Origin of the sequence: Domibacillus sp. PGB-M46, from assembly GCF_022668875.1 — a bacterium.
GTDB lineage: Bacteria > Bacillota > Bacilli > Bacillales > Domibacillaceae > Domibacillus.
Genome location: NZ_JAKGCR010000004.1, coordinates 122911 through 139585 on the forward strand (window position 1 = coordinate 122911; position 16675 = coordinate 139585).

Sequence of the window (16675 nt, forward strand, 5' to 3'; positions counted from 1 at the left end):
GAAGAGCGTTTTTTTAACGATACTGTTCCCGTATTTGCAGGACGGCAAGCTCCTTCATTTTTGCTTCCACCATCACATCAATGGATGAATTCGGCAAATGCTCGATAAAATAGCGCCAGTCATCTTCTAAAATATAATTATGGTGAGCGCGATCTGTTTTCCCGTCCCGTCCGGAACTGATATGCATTTTCGGCGGGATTTCTTTATGCTGCCACGTGTCGACGGCACGCTGGATTACTTCGTCAATTTTCGCGTCTTCTTCATGGTTACATGCATGATGATGAATATCAAAACAAGCCGCTGCACCGGTTTCGCCACACACATCAAGCACATCATGGATGGTAAAAATCTTATCATCATTTTCAATCCGCATTGTTTGTTTGATCGCTTCCGGAAGCTGATTAAACGTTTCGGCAAAACGTTTCTTTGCTGATTCCTTATCTCCATACGCACCGCCGACATGCAAAATCATATCGCGTCCGCCGGTAAGATCCAAGAGTTCCTGATGGTGAATCAAGTCTAAAATCGACTTTTGCACCACTTCCTCGTTAGGAGAATTGATTAATGTATACTGGCCTGGATGAACAGATAAACGAACATCGTATTCAGCTGCCAGTTCCTTGATTTCATCGGTAATTTTTAAAACATCTTCATCTTTCCCCCACTCCCATGTCACCACCGGATGGGTGGCGAGCGGTATAAGGTTGCTGCTCATCCGGTAAAAATAAATCCGGTTGGCCACATTCCATTTTATGATTTCCAGCGTTTCATTTAAGTTATGAAGCGCCAGTTCTTTTATTTTGGCCATTCCTTCAGTTTCGGCTGTTTTCAGCCGGCACGTTTTAAATTTGGATGGCATCGACATATTGATGCAAGCATATCCGATTCGCATAGATAAACTCCTTTTTGGTTTCGTTTCTTTATCTTTTCCCTAACCGCCCGGGGATGAACCGCTTCACTATACATGAATTCACGCTTTTCCGACAAGAAAGAATTGGCTATACTATAAGTGAAGATAACTTTAAAATATGCATAATAGATTTCAGCTAATTTCATCGTTCTGAAGCACACTCAATAGATGCTTTTATATAAACGTTTTTAAGCGATAATCGAAACAACCGTTTCGTTCATTTGATTTATTTTCAATTATCTGGTCACCTGTGATCACCCAGGTCACTTTTGGGATGGCTGTGATTCTGAATCCTGTTTTTCATTTTAATTTATTGTGATCCTATAATAAAAAAGCGCCATTTTCTTCAAATAAAACAGCCCCTTTAAGTTAATAAAGCTTAAAGGGGCTGTTTTTTATCTACACAATTCTCTGCTGGCCAGAGAGTAATTTTTCGAATCCCTCACTAGGCCTTGGTTTTCCGAAAAGATAACCTTGTGCAAACTGGCAATTATATTCAAGAAGCATATTTATCAGCTGTTCTTCTTCAACTCCTTCCACAATCACCTGGAGGCCCGGACTCTTGCCTATTCCAATAATAGCTTTTAACAAATCTTGATCAGCCGGATCACTCAGACTATCAATAAACGATTTGCCTATCTTGATCATATCAATCGGTAAAGTCTTTATGACGCCCAGTGAAGAATAGCCTGTACCAAAATCATTAATTGATGTTCGGGCACCCAGCAGTATGCGCTTAATTCTCATTATTGTGTGGAATGTCCGTTTCTGTCTATGTGCAGCCAGCTTGAATAGGACTGTCCAAACCCATAAAAAAGATAAAGCGGTTCCAGAACCACTTTGTCTACAGTCTGTGACCAGTTAAAACAGGTCTTTTTTAATTTTTTTTTCAAAAAAATCAAATTTTTTCATACAATAGTAAAAAGCATTATAGATGGAATTGGAAAGTTAGTCTCAGAATAATTTAAGGTAAAGAGGTTAAATAAGTGGATAGAATAGAAATTTTTAAAGAAAATTATCATAAAGAGCTTGAATTGAGAGAGTATCTGCAAAACCGTTTCTCCACAAACGTTACAATTGTGACCTTATTAGTAGCTGCTTTGCTATACTGCATTAAAAATGCCGGCTCCATTGAATATACTAAATATTTTTATTCTGATTTCTTTTGGATTTTTTACACCTCCCTAATCTTTTCGGTAGCTACTTCTATCTATATAATTGTGATTTTGTTAATACACTTACTTGGAGCACCTTATAAAAGAATACCTTCTTCTCAGATACTAAATTCTTACTATCAAGATTTAGTAAAGTATTACAATGATTATCCCGAAGCCGAAGGAAATCCTGATAGTGAGTTCGAAAAATCTATGACTGAATATTATATTGAGATAGGTACATATAATATGGAGGTCAACGAGAAAAGAACAAAAAATATGGGCAACGCACATATTGGTATAATTGTTTTAGCGGTTACTATTTTAATTTCTTTGATGTTCTATGTCCCCACCTTTCTTGAAAAGGATGCAAATGTTCAAAAGTTTGAAATTGTTGATCCGAGTACACCCGAAGATCCAGCGATACCTAAAGAAAAAGATATAAAGGAGAATGTTAATGATCCAAAATAACTCTAGAAAAACCGGTCCGCAAAACAGTAAAAAAACCCCTCCTCCGCCTAGAAAACCGGATCCTTCGATTTTTAAAGAGAATTCCGTTAAACCTGGCCGTATTAACAGTAAAAAAAAATAACTTTTATTTGTAAAGCCCCAAAGCCGACATTGCCGACAGCTTTGGGGCTTTTTCAAAAGTATTTTGACAGCGCCCTACAATTTATTGTAGGGTTTTCTCATAGGGATGACCGTTTAGTACATGAGAGGAGATGTCCTTATGTCGAGTTATATTGTTTTAGATAAGAAAAATCCAAACGACAAGTCGGAACTTCCCCGCATAAAGATAACCGTTGAATTAGGATATGACGAGCGTGGTAAACGAATCCGGCGCAAAAAGACTGTTGCACTGAAAACTCTTTCGGATCGTGCTATTAAAAAAGCAATCACCGAATTTGAAATTGAAGTAGCAACCAGCGGCCCGATTGATACAAATAATCTTAAATACCGGGAAGCAGTTGCATTGTGGCTCGAGAACCATGTATCACATCTTTCCTTCCAATCGCAAAAGACGTATGAGCAGAACATTCAGCCTGCTGTTGAGTTTTTTGGAGATATTAAACTGAAGGATTTGAAGAAATTCCACATTGTCGAGTTCATGAATCATTTAACGGCTTTAGATGAGAAATCTGCTGATTACAAAATGAAGATGAACCGCTTGATGCTCCAGAAGATGGTTGAATGGGATTTGATGCCTGAAAACGTTGCGGCAACCATTAAAAAGAAAAAGCAGGAAAAGAAAGAAATGCTCTTCTATAGTGAGCAGGAAGTAAAGCAGCTGTTTGAACTGCTTGAAGAAGCAATGCCAAAACACCGGCTGGTTATTAAGATGGCTGTTCTTTCCGGAATGCGCCTTGGAGAGATTCTGGGCTTAACGATGGAGAATGTAAACTTCTCGGATAATACGATTACAGTTAAGCATACGCTGGTTCACGATACGAAAAAAGACATCTATTACCTGGGCGCCCCTAAGAATAAAAAGAAACGTGTAATCCCGATGTCAGCTGACTATATGGCAGAGCTGCGCGGATATATGAAAGAAGTGAAAAAGAACCGGATGATGTATGGATCCGAATGGCGTGGGATTGAAGGAATGGATTTAATTTTCTGCCGGCCGGATGGATACCCGCATCTTCCGCAGTCATTCTTAAAATATTTTCACAACTTTACAGAGAACCATGGCATGAAGCGGATTCGATTCCACGATCTTCGCCACACCCATGCTTCCCTTTTATTATCGAAAGGTGTTAATATTAAAGTCATTCAAGAACGGATGGGTCACAGTACAATCACATTGACTATCGACACGTATTCGCATTTAACGAAGGAAAACGAGCAAGAAGCGGTAACGAAATTAACGAGCATCTTTTAAAGTTTTAACTTTGTTAGTGCAAAAATTTAACCGTAATCAATTTTAGAATAAATGAACCAGAATGAAGAGGAAAGTAATGAAAACAAAATTACTTGCAACCCTTTTTTCTCTCTCTACTTTGGCGGGCTGTACCTTTAATGATGCAACAAATGATATTTATCTGATACCAGAAGGCTATGAGGGGTATGTTTATGCATTTTATAACGTAAAGAACGCCCCCGAAGTTAAAAAAGAAGGCGATTACGAGATTTATACTATAAATAAGGAGGGGTACTTCGTCACCTCTACCCCGGATATGGATTATGGGACAATAACAGATAAATACTATTACGTGGATACAAACGGCCAAAGAACCAAGATTGACGAAGAGTGTATTAGAGGAATTGGAACTGGCGGATATGAAAGTGATCCGGATAGTGCGAATAAAATTGACATCAAGTACACTGGAGTCGAGGTTAAAAAAAGTGGATGCAGTCAAGAATTTGCAGAATTCGGTAAAGGGATGGGTACTGAAAATTTAGATTTAGTTCTTTCGGAAGTAACAGAAAAATACTATGGAGTAAATTGACCAATATTAACATTAAAGGAAGCCAACGTTTTTTATATTTCGGTCCCCTTTTGGTCACCTAAAACAAAAAATAACGCAAAAAAACACCAGAAACCCTTGATATACAAGGGTTTCTATTTTTATATCCAGATAATTATAAATTATACGGACTTCACATAATTATTTTACAGTAAACAATTGAAAAACATGAATCTGCCGGCGATTTCAGCCTTACATGAAGCGTTATTACAGCTGCATCAATCAAAAGAGCATATGCTTGATAAAGAGCGCAACTTGTCTCTTGCCCACTGTAGAGACGAAGAATCTTTAGAGTGTTTTTTGGCGATCGGCCTTTTAAAAGAAAACCGGACCGTCATGCGCAAGCTATCTTCACAAGAAAGGAAGCGCGCTATATTATCGATTGTTTTGCCAAAACGATTAAAACAATGAAGAATACAGAAGCGATTGAAGCCGGCAGCCGGAGGATGATTTATTGGTGGATGTGATAGAAAAAGGCGGAAAAGAATGGACTCTTCCGATTATGAGAGAAACCGAGTCTCTTCTTTTTCAATATCGAAGTGTATGCGGCGAAACAACAAAAGTAATATATTTCCATTACCAATCTTTATTTAGAGCGAATTCAAGAAGATCGCATGCACCATCATCTCCAAAATATCCGTTTTTAAGCATGCTTGAGATTCGCTCTCTCGTGCATCGAGAAATAGCTAGTTGAACAACCGTACATCTCGATGCAAATAAAAACAGCACTCATTTTGAGTGCTGTTTTTCCTTATAATGGATCATTCCCTGGGCGCTGACTCTGAGATCGATAGTAAGCAGTTCATACACTGGATGATCCTTCTCAACTCCGGCCCGTTCGAGCTGTTCTCGGACTTTTTGCATGAGTACCGTTTCAATTTCTTCGACTGTGCTGTTTTTTTCCAAAACCTGCATATACACATCAAGCCAGTTCAAAACCATGCTTGCAGCTTGCTTCGGCTGATCGCTCATTCCATAATGACTAAAGAAAAATCGTTCCGGATGAAGGGCCATCATTTTATCGATAGACTGCTTCATCAAATGTGGATCAAATTGATTCGGTGAGGTAGTCGGCATAAAAAGCTCGGTTTCTTTGTTTTTTAGCTGGGCATATTGAATACCTGCTGTGTCGCCGGTAAACACACCAGCCGATTTTTCATCCCAGATCGAAAAGTGATGGTTCGCATGCCCTGGAGTATGAAGAAACCGCAGAATGCGGCCGCCAAGATCCAGCTCGCCTCCGTCTTCCATTTCAATGATTCTTTCTTTCGGCACCGGCACAATCGGATCGAATAATTCATCGAATTTTTGACCGTATACCATTTTTGCACTGGCAATCAGCCGGCTCGGATCTGCCAGGTGGCGGGCGCCTTTCGGATGCACAACCAATTTTGCATTCGGGCAGGATTCCAAAAACAAGCCGGCGCCGCCCGCATGATCAAGATGAATATGCGTGACAATCACATAATCAATTTCTTCAGGCTGTATTTGAAGTTCCTTCAATCCATCGAGCAAAAACGGAACAGATGGGCTGGCACTTGTTTCAATAATCGCTTTTTTCGACTCGTGAAACACATAGCAGCTCGTCCGCTCTTCAAACCCGGAATCGTGTAAATCAATTAACGATAAGTCAAACCCTAATGAAACCGCCGTCATTTTTTTGCCTCCTTTTGAAACGAAACGAACTGCCCCAGGGAGCAGTTCGTTCCATCCGTACAAGTATAGGAATTATTTTGAAACAGGAACGTCCGTTACCCATCCAAACTCGTCTTTGATCTTGCCTTTTTGAATGCCTGTAATTGTATCGTAAATACGTTTTGACAATTCACCTGTCTGGCCGCCGTTCAGCACCATTTTTTCTTCTCCCCATAAAAATTCACCAATTGGAGAAATAACCGCAGCGGTGCCTGTTCCAAAGGCTTCTTCCAATTTCCCGTCACGGTAAGCCTGTGCGACTTCATCGATTGAAATGCGGCGTTCTGAGACCGGTACATTCCAGTGTTTTAAAAGCTGAATGACTGAGTCACGAGTAACCCCGTGCAAAATGCTGCCATTTAGCGCAGGTGTCACCACTTCCCCGTCAATTTTAAAGAATACATTCATGCTGCCCACTTCTTCGATGTATTTTTTCTCCACACCATCAAGCCAGAGCACTTGTGAGTATTCTTTTCCTGTTGCTGCTTCCTGCGCTTTTAAGCTGGATGCATAGTTCCCGCCTGTTTTCGCTTCACCTGTTCCGCCTTTTACCGCGCGGACAAACTCATTTTCCACGAGAATTTTAACCGGCGCAATTCCTTCTTTGTAATACGAACCGACCGGCGACATGATAATCATGAAAATATAATTTTTCGATGGAGCAACACCTAAAAACGGTTCTGTAGCCACAATAAATGGACGGACGTATAGAGATGTGCCTTCCGCTGTCGGAATCCATTCCTGGTCTACCTCAATCAGCTTTTTCAACCCGTCAATCACAAAGTTACCATCAATTTGCGGAATGCAAAGACGTTCATTGGAGCGGTTTAAGCGTTCCATGTTTTTTTCCGGGCGGAATAAAAAGACTTTTCCTTCATCCGTCAAATAAGCTTTCATTCCTTCGAATACCGTTTGTCCGTAATGGAACACCATAGCCGACGGATCAAGGGTAATCGGCTGGTATGGAACGATGCGCGCATCATGCCACCCTCTGCCTTCCGTATAATCCATCATAAACATATGATCGGTAAAAAAACGGCCGAATCCAAGGTTGGATTGATCCGGTTTTTCTCTTTTTGTGTCAGCTAATTGTACGGTTAATTCTTGTGTCATCTTCAAGGACTCCTCATGTGTAAAAATTCGTCAGCACAGGGGCTGATGTATGTACTTCTTCTATCATACAATTTTTTAGAATATTTTCACACTATAAAATCAAATTTTTTCAATATGCTCTGCTTTCTACTATAATAGATAAGAAAGAAAAGGTGAACTGATGTGCCTTTGGGCATCATGGCCGGCTCATCAGGGGCTTGAAAGAAAAATGGAGCTGGTTAAATGAATATAAACGATCTAAAAGCTTTGTTTGGAGAAAGAACTCCGGATATATTGGGCGGTGAAAACCTAGTCAAGTTTTCAGTCATGCTGCCGCTTATTCAAAAAAACGGCGAACTCCATGTGCTTTTTGAAGTCCGTTCCCTTTTAATGCGGCGGCAGCCCGGTGAAATTTGCTTTCCGGGCGGCAAAATCGATCAAGGTGATGAAAGCCCCGCTCATGCAGCCATTCGTGAAACCAAGGAAGAGCTGGGAATTTCGGCAGAACATATAGAAATCCTGTTTCCTCTTGATTACATGATTTCGCCGTTCGGGACAGTCATTTACAGTTATGCCGGCTTCATTGACATATCCCGTATGCAGCTGAACGAAGCGGAGGTCGGTGAAATATTTACCGTACCGCTTTCCTTTTTGCTGCAAACGGAGCCGGAGCTTCACTACGTGGCACTTAGGCCGGAGCCGGAAGAAAATTTCCCCTATCATTTAATTGCACAGGGAGAAAACTATGACTGGCAGACGAAGAAAATGGAAGAATATTTTTATCTTTACGAGAACCGGATTATATGGGGGCTGACCGCACGAATTTTAAAGCATTTCCTTGATATCCTTCGTTCTCATCCACATATGCTTGACAAATAGTTAGAATATACGATAATAAAAACAAATATATCAAAATGATGGGACTAGTATACAGACAGCTGCCGGATTAGAGAGGGAGTTCATCGGCTGAAAAACTCCTGCGGAAAAGCACTGTAGAACCTGCCCTAGCCAACATTGCTTATGGAAACATAAGCCGGTCTTTCCCCGTTATGGATGCAGAGTGGGCGCAATTTCGCGTCAAAAAAGGTGGTACCACGGAAAGCATACCCGTCCTTTATGGACGATTCGGTATGCTTTTTTTTATGGAAAAGGATGAGATAATCGATGAAAAAGCAACGTATTGTCGTAAAAATTGGCAGCAGTTCTTTAACAGATGACAGCGGAAACATTATGGAAGAAAAAATCGCAGATCATACATCTGCGATTGCGGCGATGAAGCAAGCAGGACACGAAGTCATTGTTGTATCTTCCGGTGCTGTAGCAGCCGGCTTTCGGGCGCTTGGCTATCCCGCGCGGCCGAAAGTAATGGCCGCGCGCCAGGCCTCGGCGGCTGTCGGACAAAGCTTATTGATTCAGCGGTATATTGCCCACTTGTCGCCAAAAGGCATTACAACCGCCCAGATGCTGCTTACAAAAGGCGATTTTTATTCAAAAGGAAGGTTTCAAAATTTCTACACGTCGATGAGTGAACTTTTAAGCCGCGGGGCTGTGCCGATCATCAACGAAAATGATTCTATTTCGATTGAGGAATTAACGTACGGAGACAATGATATGCTTTCGGCACTTGTCAGCGGCTTCCTGCAGGCGGACGGCCTGGTCATTTTAACGGATATTGACGGCTTGTATGACAGCAATCCGAAAACAAATCCAAATGCAAAACGGTTCAACTTTGTTCCCTCTATTACGGAAGAAATGCTTCAGGCAGCGGGCGGAAGCGGCTCGTCTGTCGGCACAGGCGGCATGAAATCAAAATTGCTGGCTGCAGATAAAGCCCAGTCTCTTGGCGTTTCTGTTTTTATTGGCAACGGAACGGGCGAACGAAAGCTGCTTGATATTATTGAAGGAAAAGGGGCCGGCACCTATATCGGCTCGCCGATGCAGCCGCATATGCAGCGAAAAAAACAGTGGCTTGCTCTTCATGCAAAGCCAACCGGAACGGTTACGGTAGATGCAGGAGCCGAAAAAGCAGTGTTAAAAGGAGGGAAAAGTCTTCTTCCTGTCGGCATCCTGGCTGTAGAAGGCTTGTTTGACGCATTGGATGTAGTAGATATACGCAGCCAAAGCGGTGAATTAATCGGCCGCGGCCAGGTCTTTTACTCATCGGTAGATTTGGAAAAAGTAAAAGGGCTGCCCGGTCCTGAAGCGAAGGCTTATTCCATCAACGAACGGGCTGAAGTGATTCACCGCGATAACTGGGTAACATTAAAAAATGAGAGCTAGGAGTGGAAAACATGAGTGAACTATTACAAAAAGCAGCACGGCTGAAAGAAGCATCTTTTGATATGGCCATGAAATCAACAGCCGAAAAAGACGAAGCACTTCTGCTGATTGCGGATGCTTTAATCGAACAGACCCCTTACATTTTAGCGGCAAATGAGCAGGACATGGCTGCTGGGCGTGAAGCCGGCTTTACCGATTCTCTGCTTGACCGGCTTCAGCTGACGGAAGAACGTTTAACTGCTATTGCTGAAGCGGTGCGCCAGCTGACAAAGCTAAACGATCCAATTGGTGAAACGGTCGAATCGTGGACGACTGAGCATGGCCTTGAGATAGAAACGATCCGAGTGCCGCTCGGCGTGGTCGGCATGGTATATGAAGCGCGTCCAAATGTAACAGTTGACGCAGCTACCCTTTGTTTAAAAGCAGGCAATGCCGTTCTGCTCCGCGGCAGCACTTCTGCGCTCGAATCCAATAAAGCGCTCGTTTCGGTGATGAAAAAAGCACTCGAGCAGTCTGCTCTTTCCGCAGATGCGATTCAGCTTTTAGAAGATACAAGCCGCTCCACTGCAGCTCAAATGTTTAAGCTGAATGAATATTTAGATGTATTAATCCCGCGGGGCGGCGCCGGCCTCATTCAATCAGTGATTGAACAGGCAACTGTCCCAGTTCTTGAGACAGGGGTTGGAAACTGCCACATTTTTATTGATGAGTCGGCTCAGAAGGACATGGCTATTGATATCGCGTTAAATGCGAAAACACACCGTCCTTCTGTTTGTAACGCAGCAGAAAGCCTGCTTGTTCATCGAAACTGGCCTTATCAGCGCGAGTTGTTTGCGGCTCTTCAGGAAGCCGGCGTAGAAGTACGGGGCGATGATAACCTGGCCCATTCCTATGAGTATATTAAAGAAGCATCCGAAGAAGACTGGGGACAGGAATACTTGGCTATGACGCTGTCTGCAAAGCTTGTTGACAGTACAAAAGAAGCGGTGGCTCATATTAACCGTTACGGCACAAAGCATTCAGAGGCAATTGTGACGGACAATGAAGAAAGTGCGGAGTTATTTTTCCGTGGAATTGATGCAGCAGTTTTATACCGGAATGCGTCTACCCGGTTTACGGACGGAGAACAATTCGGTTATGGAGCAGAGATTGGCATCAGTACCCAAAAACTGCACGCACGTGGTCCTATGGGGCTGGCGGCCATTACAACCGTAAAATCCCTTGTTCGCGGATCCGGGCAAATACGTCAATAAAAAAGCGGCGAGAGATTTCTCTCGCCGCTTTTTTATTTTGTTTATACTCTCAAACGACAGGGAAAAATCCTGCTGCTTTTTACATAAACGCTTTGTCAATATAGTTGCTTTGTTTTAAAATCAATCCATCTTCTACAAGCGCTTCCCATAATACGCAATCAAGCGCGTAAGGCGCTTTTACCTGAAGCTCCTTCAGCCTTTGTTTTGTTACCGTAAAAGAGTGCGAGAAGCCGTCTATAATAAACAAACCGGAAACGTAATCCTCCTGTTTGTCCCAATTGAATAAAAGAAGCGTGTCATAATTCCAGTCTGCCAGCTGTTTTTCCATGCAGTTGATTACGTGAAAAAAGAAGCTTTCCTGATCCATTACTTTAGCCAAATACCCGCGAAGCATTCCAGATGTATTCATATCTCCCATCCCCCTATAATCCTTGCTGTCTTATAGTTTTTTCTTCCCTTTGCCTATTCCTTTTAAACGAGAAAAGCGCATCATGTTTTGATGCGCTTTTCACTTTATTTTACCTCATTAATAACAAGCTGTTCACCGTTTTCTTCATAAACAAATGTTACACTTTGGCCAGGTTCCATGGATTCAAATTTTTTCATCGTTTCACTTTCAGCTTCTACTTGGTAAGCATTTGGTACGCCGTCTACTTCAATTTCTACTGTATGCGGATCGGCTACACCGTTAAATGTCCCCGTTGCTTCTTTTCCCTGCACCGTTTCAGTCACTTCTTCCGTCGCATTTTCTGTAGCCGTTTCAGCTTGTTCCGTCAAATCGCTTGCGCCCTGTTCAATGGCTGCGCCGGCATCAGCCGCTTTTTCTTTTACCGTATCGGCAGCTTTGCTGGCTTCATCCTGCACACCCTGTGTAGCTTGATCCGCTTCCTCAACGGCTTTTTCGGTTGACTGGGCTGCATTATCAGCTGCCGTTTCGGCATCGCTGGCCGTTTCATCTGCTGCTTGCTCTGTTTCTGTTGTTGTTTCTGTTTCTTGCTGCTCGGTCTGCTGCTCGGTCTGCTGCTCAGTTTGCTCTGTTTCTTCCTGAGGCGCCGTTGTTGTTTCTTCGGCTGTGTTTTCGTTCTCCTCCGGTGATGCATTCTCAGAATCAGCTGAACAGCCGGCAAGAAGTCCTCCAGCCAGTAAAGCGGCTCCCATAAAACCTGTTGCTTTCCTCATTATGTAGCTCCTCCTCATATATTGTTACCTCACACTATACTTGTTTTTTGTTTTGAAGAAAAGTAATACGATAATAATAGAGGAGAAATGGATGATTTTTACTATTCTGATGGTCCTGCCAGTCAAGGCGGATTCGGCCGGTAACCTTTTTTTAATGGTACAAAAATGGAGTTCATCTGTCTTTGAAGGTTGAACGGATGCAGCTTTCTTTGGTTTTTCCTGTTTCGGTTCATGCTGTTGCGTTCAGTTTGTTCAATCAAGACAATGCCTCTTCTTTTGCCCATTCAAGCACCTCTTTCAATTTAGGAAATAGTCATGCCGCTTCTCTTACTATCATACGGTACAAGTATGAAGAATATGTAAATATGTTATTAAAGATTGTAAATTTATCAATCACCTACCTTGCTTAGCCGATCAGTGATGTACCTCTCAACTTTCTTTTTCATTTCCGTGAAAAAGCGGTATAATTATGTGTTGAAAGATTAAAGAGGTGTTTTTAAAATGAAAAAAACCATTTCACCCGCGTTTGATCCGTGGGAAAGCTATATGGATATTGATCAGTCCGGCTCTGCCCGGCTGTCTAATATTGAGTTTACAACGACGACACTCTGCAATATGCGCTGCGAGCATTGTGCGGTCGGCTATACTCTTCAAACAAAGGATCCTGAGGCTCTGCCTCTTTCGCTGCTCCTGTCACGCCTGGAGGAAATTCCACATTTGCGCGCGATCAGCATCACAGGCGGCGAACCGATGCTTTCCAAAAAATCAGTTGAACAGTATGTAAAACCATTGCTCAAATATGCCCACGGACGCGGTGTTTATACCCAAATGAATTCCAATTTGACGATTGATGCCGGGCGTTATGAAGAGATTGCGCCTTTTCTTGATGTTCTTCATATTTCCCATAACTGGGGCACTGTAGACGATTTTGTGGAAGCCGGGTTTGCCAATATGGAACGCAAACCTTCCTACAGCCAGCGTGAAAAGCTATTTGGCCGAATGATCGAAAACAGCCGGATTTTATCCGAGGCAAATGTGATGGTATCGGCCGAGACTATGCTGAATAAACGGACTCTTCCCCATCTTGAACACATTCACAAACAAATTGTCGGGGAAATGAAATGTGCCCGCCATGAGGTTCATCCGATGTATCCAAGTGATTTCGCCAGCGCGCTTGAATCTTTGACGCTTGACGAAACCCGCAGCGCGATCCATCACTTGCTTGATGTTCGTGATCCAGGTGTGTGGATGCTGTTCGGAACGCTTCCGTTTTTTGCGTGCAGTTCGAATGAGCGCGATCGTGAACTTCTGACCCGCCTGCACCAGGAACCACTGGTGACCGTGCGCAATGATCCGGATGGACGCTCGCGATTAAATGTGAATATTTTTTCCGGTGATGTGATCGTAACCGATTTTGCAGATGCACCGTCGCTTGGCAATATTGCAGACAACTCTCTTCAATCTTCTTTTGAAACGTGGAACCGTTCTGCATTGGCAAAGGAAATTGCCTGCCATTGCTCGTCCGTACGGTGTTTAGGCCCGAATTTACTTGTTAAAAAAGCTTATTATCCAGATACAGATTTTACAACACAAACAGCTTGGACAGAAAGAAAGGGAGTACAGCAATGAAAAAAGAAAAAGCGATTTTTGCCGGTGGATGTTTTTGGTGCATGGTCAAGCCTTTTGACCAATGGGACGGTATTGAATCCGTCATTTCCGGTTACACAGGCGGCCACACGGAAAACCCGACGTATGAGGAAGTAAAGGCCGGCGGTACCGGCCATAAGGAAGCAGTTGAAATCATCTATGATGCCGATATTATTTCATATGAGCAAATCCTTGAGGTATACTGGCAGCAAATCGATCCAACCGATGACGAAGGACAGTTCCAGGACCGGGGTGACTCTTACCGGGCCGTTATCTTTTATCTGTCTCCTGAGCAGCAAAAAGCGGCCGAGGAGTCAAAACGGAAACTGGCAGAGAGCGGTATGTTCAAAAAGCCGGTTGTGACGCCTATTTTACCGGCCGGTCCGTTTTATCCGGCGGAAGACTACCATCAGAATTTTTATCAAACGCACGAGGAAGAATATAAAGCGGACCGGGCACAGTCCGGCCGCGATGAATTCCTAAATGAGCATTGGACAGACCATGAAACGAAGCATTAAGTCAGATGCTGTTGCCGGCTGGATTAAAGATCAGATTGTGCACGGCAAATGGGCGATTGGCACGAAAATTCCAAGCCAGCGTGTTTTGGCAGAAGAACTGTCTGTAAACCGCAGCACGGTCGTGGCGGCGCTCGAACAGCTGAAAGCGGCCGGGATTATCGAGGGCGTAATGGGAAAAGGAACGATTGTAGCGAGCAATACATGGTCGCTTCTCGCCTCCCTGCCTGCAGAAGATAAAGCACAAGCTTTACCAGCAGATACCGGGATTATTGACTTGAGTAAAGGTGAGCTTGCCGAGGATGTGTTTCCGGAAAATTATTTAAACGACGTGCTCAGCCGGCTGTCTGGAAAAATCCATTCACTGGGGTATGAAGAAAGGGGCGGGTATGAGCCGCTTCGCGAGGCTATTGCCGGTTATATGACCCGGCAGGGAACCAAGGTAGCGCCGCCTTCTATTTTAATTGTGTCCGGTGCTATGCAGGGGTTTGGCTTGATTGCGTCCGGCCTGCTTGAGCGGGGATCTTCTGTTTTACTCGAAGAGCCTTCTTATCTGTACTCCATCCGTACTTTTCAGTCGCTTGGCATGTCACTCAAAGGCATTGAGATGGATAACGAAGGAGTAAACCTGGATTCACTGCAGAATACTTGGACGTCCGGCCAAAAAGGAGCGCTTTATACCATTCCCTGCTTCCATAACCCGACCGGTATTTTGATGAGCGAAGCAAGAAGAAAAGAAGTTCTGTCTTTTTGCAGCACGAACCGCCTGCCTGTAATTGAAGATGACATTTACCGTGATTTATGGCTCGATGAACCGCCGCCGCCTTCTTTAAAATCAATGGATGAGACCGGTAACGTGCTTTATATTGGCAGCTTGTCAAAAACCTTGAGTCCCGGCCTGCGGATCGGCTGGATCGCCGGCTCTGAGTCCGTTATTGAGCGGTTGGCAGACTTGAAAATGCAGGCTGATTACGGAACGAGTTCACTCTCGCAGCGTGTAGCAGCTGAATGGCTTGGTGAAGGGCTTTATGAGCATCACCTTGAATTTGTCCGGAAAGAGCTGAAAAAGCGGCGGCAGGCGGCTTCTGAGTCACTTCAGCGACACCTGTCAGATGTCGCGCAATGGACAATGCCGACCGGCGGCTTTTTTGTCTGGCTTCGTTTGAACCAGCCTATTTCTTTAAGAGAGTTATATACAGAAGCACTAAATGAAGGGATTTTATTTCATCCAGGAAGTATTTATACAGAGGGTACGTCACGGGCGATTCGGCTGTCATACGGATATGCCCGCCCTGATCAGTTTGAGGAAGGCATCAAACGGATGAAAAAATGGATTGTTGCTTTATCAAAATAACTAAAGGAGTATCACACATGGTCATTACAGAACATACACTTGAAAAAATAGAAGATCCATTTGGAATTTTGGAAGGAGATCGATACGAATATCGCCTTTTTGCTTCCGTAGATGAAGAAGATGAGCTGTATTCACCAGAAGGCTTTTATATCCGCGTTTTGTACGCAGTAACGGAATCTGGCCAGCACATAGCCGGTTTGTTTTTGCATAACCGCACAGATGACAGCGTATTGGATTTTGAACTAGAAGAAGATGAAGTGGAAATGGTTCGCGAATACTGCGCTGCCCACCTTTCCTAAACAGTAAAAACCCCGTTCGCTCTATCAATGCGGACGGGGTTTTTACATAACTTCACTAACAGCCGTTTCCGTAACGATCAATCCCTTCCTCCTTATTGGGCTTTTTGAATATATAACTTCATCTGCTCTTCTGTTAAGTTGTGCATAAAACGGTAAAACGGAATTTTTTTAATGCCAAACGCCTTGCACATTTCCAAATAATATTCATATGCTTCCCGGTACATCTCCATATTTGCCACCCTTTCTGTTATATAACAATTTGTTTTTGTGTTAATTAATATATAACAGAATGAAAGGGTTGTCAATTTCTTTCGATAAAAAAAAGCAGAAAGATTTCTGCTTTTTTAACGAATCATCACTTCGTCTTCATCCTCTGGATCTACGGCCTGATCAATAAAAACCTTTGTGCGTAGGAACCATTTATGTGTTTCATCGGTTTTAGGGCTCTGTAAAGGAATCTTGATAGAAAATGGAATCCTATGTGCCTCGCTTGCTTTTATATTCCGTTTAAATGGCAGGATCACTTCTTGAAAATGCTTCTCATGCCATGAAAAATCACTGTCTTCCTTTACTTCTTCATACTGAAGATAAAGCAATAGTTGAACTTTATCAATCGGCTCTTCCACTTTTCCTCCCTTTATGTGGACATAACCGTTTATTGTTTCTCCCGGCGATACCGTTTTTTGATCTATCATCGTATCTACTTTGACGCTTCCTATGCCAATGCTTGAGAAAAAATCTTTCCACATGTACAGTTCCTCCTGTTTTTAGTTTTCTTTTCCCTGAACAGGATGTTTTTATAACTTTTTTTATTTATTTTATTTGAATT

The 16675-nt window shown here is 43.0% G+C and carries 21 protein-coding genes; 12 read left to right on the forward strand and 9 right to left on the reverse strand.

The features are described 5' to 3' along the window. Positions 1-13 precede the first annotated feature (13 nt). A complete protein-coding gene (gene uvsE, locus L2D08_RS06500; RefSeq protein WP_242232941.1) occupies positions 14-892 on the reverse strand; it encodes a UV DNA damage repair endonuclease UvsE in 879 nt (292 codons plus the stop codon). A 417-nt stretch (positions 893-1309) separates the two neighbouring features. Beyond that, complete coding sequence (locus L2D08_RS06505) at positions 1310-1657, reverse strand: EAL domain-containing protein (protein ID WP_242232942.1); 348 nt, start codon at positions 1655-1657, stop codon at positions 1310-1312. A 239-nt stretch (positions 1658-1896) separates the two neighbouring features. On the opposite strand from L2D08_RS06505, the gene L2D08_RS06510 reads away from it, so the two are divergent. From L2D08_RS06510 to L2D08_RS06530, 5 genes are all read left to right on the forward strand, one after another. After that, a complete protein-coding gene (locus L2D08_RS06510) occupies positions 1897-2535 on the forward strand; it encodes a hypothetical protein (protein WP_242232943.1) in 639 nt (212 codons plus the stop codon). A 259-nt stretch (positions 2536-2794) separates the two neighbouring features. Beyond that, positions 2795-3946 carry a tyrosine-type recombinase/integrase gene (locus L2D08_RS06515; protein WP_242232944.1) on the forward strand — a complete coding sequence of 384 codons (1152 nt, stop codon included), beginning with the start codon at positions 2795-2797 and terminating at the stop codon, positions 3944-3946. 76 nt (positions 3947-4022) lie between these two features. Beyond that, complete coding sequence (locus L2D08_RS06520; protein WP_242232945.1) at positions 4023-4514, forward strand: DUF6843 domain-containing protein; 492 nt, start codon at positions 4023-4025, stop codon at positions 4512-4514. A gap of 177 nt (positions 4515-4691) precedes the next feature. Next, positions 4692-4943, forward strand: a complete 252-nt coding sequence (locus tag L2D08_RS06525) for a hypothetical protein (RefSeq protein WP_242232946.1) — start codon at positions 4692-4694, stop codon at positions 4941-4943. Between the two features lie 43 nt (positions 4944-4986). After that, positions 4987-5226, forward strand: coding sequence for a hypothetical protein (locus L2D08_RS06530; protein WP_242232947.1), 240 nt, complete (start codon positions 4987-4989; stop codon positions 5224-5226). 35 nt (positions 5227-5261) lie between these two features. Here the strand turns inward: L2D08_RS06530 and L2D08_RS06535 are convergent, their stop codons facing one another. Both L2D08_RS06535 and L2D08_RS06540 read right to left on the reverse strand, forming a co-directional pair. Continuing rightward, complete coding sequence (locus tag L2D08_RS06535) at positions 5262-6188, reverse strand: MBL fold metallo-hydrolase (protein ID WP_242232948.1); 927 nt, start codon at positions 6186-6188, stop codon at positions 5262-5264. Between the two features lie 72 nt (positions 6189-6260). Then, complete coding sequence (locus tag L2D08_RS06540; protein ID WP_242232949.1) at positions 6261-7340, reverse strand: branched-chain amino acid aminotransferase; 1080 nt, start codon at positions 7338-7340, stop codon at positions 6261-6263. Between the two features lie 222 nt (positions 7341-7562). On the opposite strand from L2D08_RS06540, the gene L2D08_RS06545 reads away from it, so the two are divergent. From L2D08_RS06545 to L2D08_RS06555, 3 genes are all read left to right on the forward strand, one after another. Then, entirely contained in the window at positions 7563-8198 is a 636-nt protein-coding gene (locus L2D08_RS06545; RefSeq protein WP_242232950.1) for an NUDIX hydrolase, read from the forward strand. 285 nt (positions 8199-8483) lie between these two features. Beyond that, entirely contained in the window at positions 8484-9599 is a 1116-nt protein-coding gene (gene proB / locus L2D08_RS06550; RefSeq protein WP_242232951.1) for a glutamate 5-kinase, read from the forward strand. Positions 9600-9610: 11 nt separating this feature from the next. Next, positions 9611-10852, forward strand: a complete 1242-nt coding sequence (locus tag L2D08_RS06555; protein ID WP_242232952.1) for a glutamate-5-semialdehyde dehydrogenase — start codon at positions 9611-9613, stop codon at positions 10850-10852. A gap of 79 nt (positions 10853-10931) precedes the next feature. Here the strand turns inward: L2D08_RS06555 and L2D08_RS06560 are convergent, their stop codons facing one another. The 3 genes from L2D08_RS06560 to L2D08_RS06570 all read right to left on the reverse strand — a co-directional run bounded on the left by L2D08_RS06560 (position 10932) and on the right by L2D08_RS06570 (position 12315). Next, complete coding sequence (locus L2D08_RS06560) at positions 10932-11261, reverse strand: hypothetical protein (protein WP_242232953.1); 330 nt, start codon at positions 11259-11261, stop codon at positions 10932-10934. Positions 11262-11365: 104 nt separating this feature from the next. After that, positions 11366-12031 carry a hypothetical protein gene (locus L2D08_RS06565; protein ID WP_242232954.1) on the reverse strand — a complete coding sequence of 222 codons (666 nt, stop codon included), beginning with the start codon at positions 12029-12031 and terminating at the stop codon, positions 11366-11368. A gap of 122 nt (positions 12032-12153) precedes the next feature. After that, positions 12154-12315, reverse strand: coding sequence for a hypothetical protein (locus L2D08_RS06570; protein ID WP_242232955.1), 162 nt, complete (start codon positions 12313-12315; stop codon positions 12154-12156). A gap of 217 nt (positions 12316-12532) precedes the next feature. Here L2D08_RS06570 and yfkAB point away from each other — a divergent pair, with 217 nt between their 5' ends. From yfkAB to L2D08_RS06590, 4 genes are read left to right on the forward strand one after another with little or no spacing between them, the layout of a single operon-like run. Then, a complete protein-coding gene (gene yfkAB / locus L2D08_RS06575) occupies positions 12533-13660 on the forward strand; it encodes a radical SAM/CxCxxxxC motif protein YfkAB (RefSeq protein ID WP_242232956.1) in 1128 nt (375 codons plus the stop codon). Continuing rightward, positions 13657-14196 carry a peptide-methionine (S)-S-oxide reductase MsrA gene (gene msrA / locus L2D08_RS06580; RefSeq protein WP_242232957.1) on the forward strand — a complete coding sequence of 180 codons (540 nt, stop codon included), beginning with the start codon at positions 13657-13659 and terminating at the stop codon, positions 14194-14196. The genes yfkAB and msrA overlap by 4 nt, the downstream gene beginning before the upstream one ends. Continuing rightward, positions 14162-15547: an aminotransferase-like domain-containing protein gene (locus L2D08_RS06585; RefSeq protein WP_242232958.1), complete on the forward strand. Its 1386-nt coding sequence runs from the start codon at positions 14162-14164 to the stop codon at positions 15545-15547. Before msrA ends, L2D08_RS06585 begins: the two co-directional genes overlap by 35 nt. A 17-nt stretch (positions 15548-15564) precedes the next feature. Then, positions 15565-15846 carry a DUF6509 family protein gene (locus L2D08_RS06590; RefSeq protein ID WP_242232959.1) on the forward strand — a complete coding sequence of 94 codons (282 nt, stop codon included), beginning with the start codon at positions 15565-15567 and terminating at the stop codon, positions 15844-15846. A gap of 92 nt (positions 15847-15938) precedes the next feature. Here the strand turns inward: L2D08_RS06590 and L2D08_RS06595 are convergent, their stop codons facing one another. Further along, complete coding sequence (locus L2D08_RS06595; RefSeq protein WP_242232960.1) at positions 15939-16076, reverse strand: hypothetical protein; 138 nt, start codon at positions 16074-16076, stop codon at positions 15939-15941. 114 nt (positions 16077-16190) lie between these two features. Beyond that, complete coding sequence (locus tag L2D08_RS06600; protein WP_242232961.1) at positions 16191-16595, reverse strand: sporulation protein; 405 nt, start codon at positions 16593-16595, stop codon at positions 16191-16193. Between the last annotated feature and the right edge of the window lie 80 nt (positions 16596-16675).

Excerpts from the sequence above, each read along its gene's own strand:
- L2D08_RS06585 (WP_242232958.1), top strand. The coding sequence starts at position 14,162 with ATGAGCATTGGACAGACCATGAAACGAAGCATTAAGTCAGATGCTGTT.
- L2D08_RS06565 (WP_242232954.1), bottom strand. The coding sequence starts at position 12,031 with ATGAGGAAAGCAACAGGTTTTATGGGAGCCGCTTTACTGGCTGGAGGA.
- proB (WP_242232951.1), top strand. The coding sequence starts at position 8,484 with ATGAAAAAGCAACGTATTGTCGTAAAAATTGGCAGCAGTTCTTTAACA.
- L2D08_RS06555 (WP_242232952.1), top strand. The coding sequence starts at position 9,611 with ATGAGTGAACTATTACAAAAAGCAGCACGGCTGAAAGAAGCATCTTTT.
- L2D08_RS06545 (WP_242232950.1), top strand. The coding sequence starts at position 7,563 with ATGAATATAAACGATCTAAAAGCTTTGTTTGGAGAAAGAACTCCGGAT.
- L2D08_RS06595 (WP_242232960.1), bottom strand. The coding sequence starts at position 16,076 with ATGGAGATGTACCGGGAAGCATATGAATATTATTTGGAAATGTGCAAG.
- L2D08_RS06570 (WP_242232955.1), bottom strand. The coding sequence starts at position 12,315 with ATGGGCAAAAGAAGAGGCATTGTCTTGATTGAACAAACTGAACGCAAC.
- msrA (WP_242232957.1), top strand. The coding sequence starts at position 13,657 with ATGAAAAAAGAAAAAGCGATTTTTGCCGGTGGATGTTTTTGGTGCATG.
- L2D08_RS06560 (WP_242232953.1), bottom strand. The coding sequence starts at position 11,261 with ATGAATACATCTGGAATGCTTCGCGGGTATTTGGCTAAAGTAATGGAT.
- L2D08_RS06540 (WP_242232949.1), bottom strand. The coding sequence starts at position 7,340 with ATGACACAAGAATTAACCGTACAATTAGCTGACACAAAAAGAGAAAAA.
- L2D08_RS06505 (WP_242232942.1), bottom strand. The coding sequence starts at position 1,657 with ATGAGAATTAAGCGCATACTGCTGGGTGCCCGAACATCAATTAATGAT.
- L2D08_RS06535 (WP_242232948.1), bottom strand. The coding sequence starts at position 6,188 with ATGACGGCGGTTTCATTAGGGTTTGACTTATCGTTAATTGATTTACAC.
- L2D08_RS06520 (WP_242232945.1), top strand. The coding sequence starts at position 4,023 with ATGAAAACAAAATTACTTGCAACCCTTTTTTCTCTCTCTACTTTGGCG.
- uvsE (WP_242232941.1), bottom strand. The coding sequence starts at position 892 with ATGCGAATCGGATATGCTTGCATCAATATGTCGATGCCATCCAAATTT.
- L2D08_RS06600 (WP_242232961.1), bottom strand. The coding sequence starts at position 16,595 with ATGTGGAAAGATTTTTTCTCAAGCATTGGCATAGGAAGCGTCAAAGTA.
- L2D08_RS06590 (WP_242232959.1), top strand. The coding sequence starts at position 15,565 with ATGGTCATTACAGAACATACACTTGAAAAAATAGAAGATCCATTTGGA.
- L2D08_RS06515 (WP_242232944.1), top strand. The coding sequence starts at position 2,795 with ATGTCGAGTTATATTGTTTTAGATAAGAAAAATCCAAACGACAAGTCG.
- yfkAB (WP_242232956.1), top strand. The coding sequence starts at position 12,533 with ATGAAAAAAACCATTTCACCCGCGTTTGATCCGTGGGAAAGCTATATG.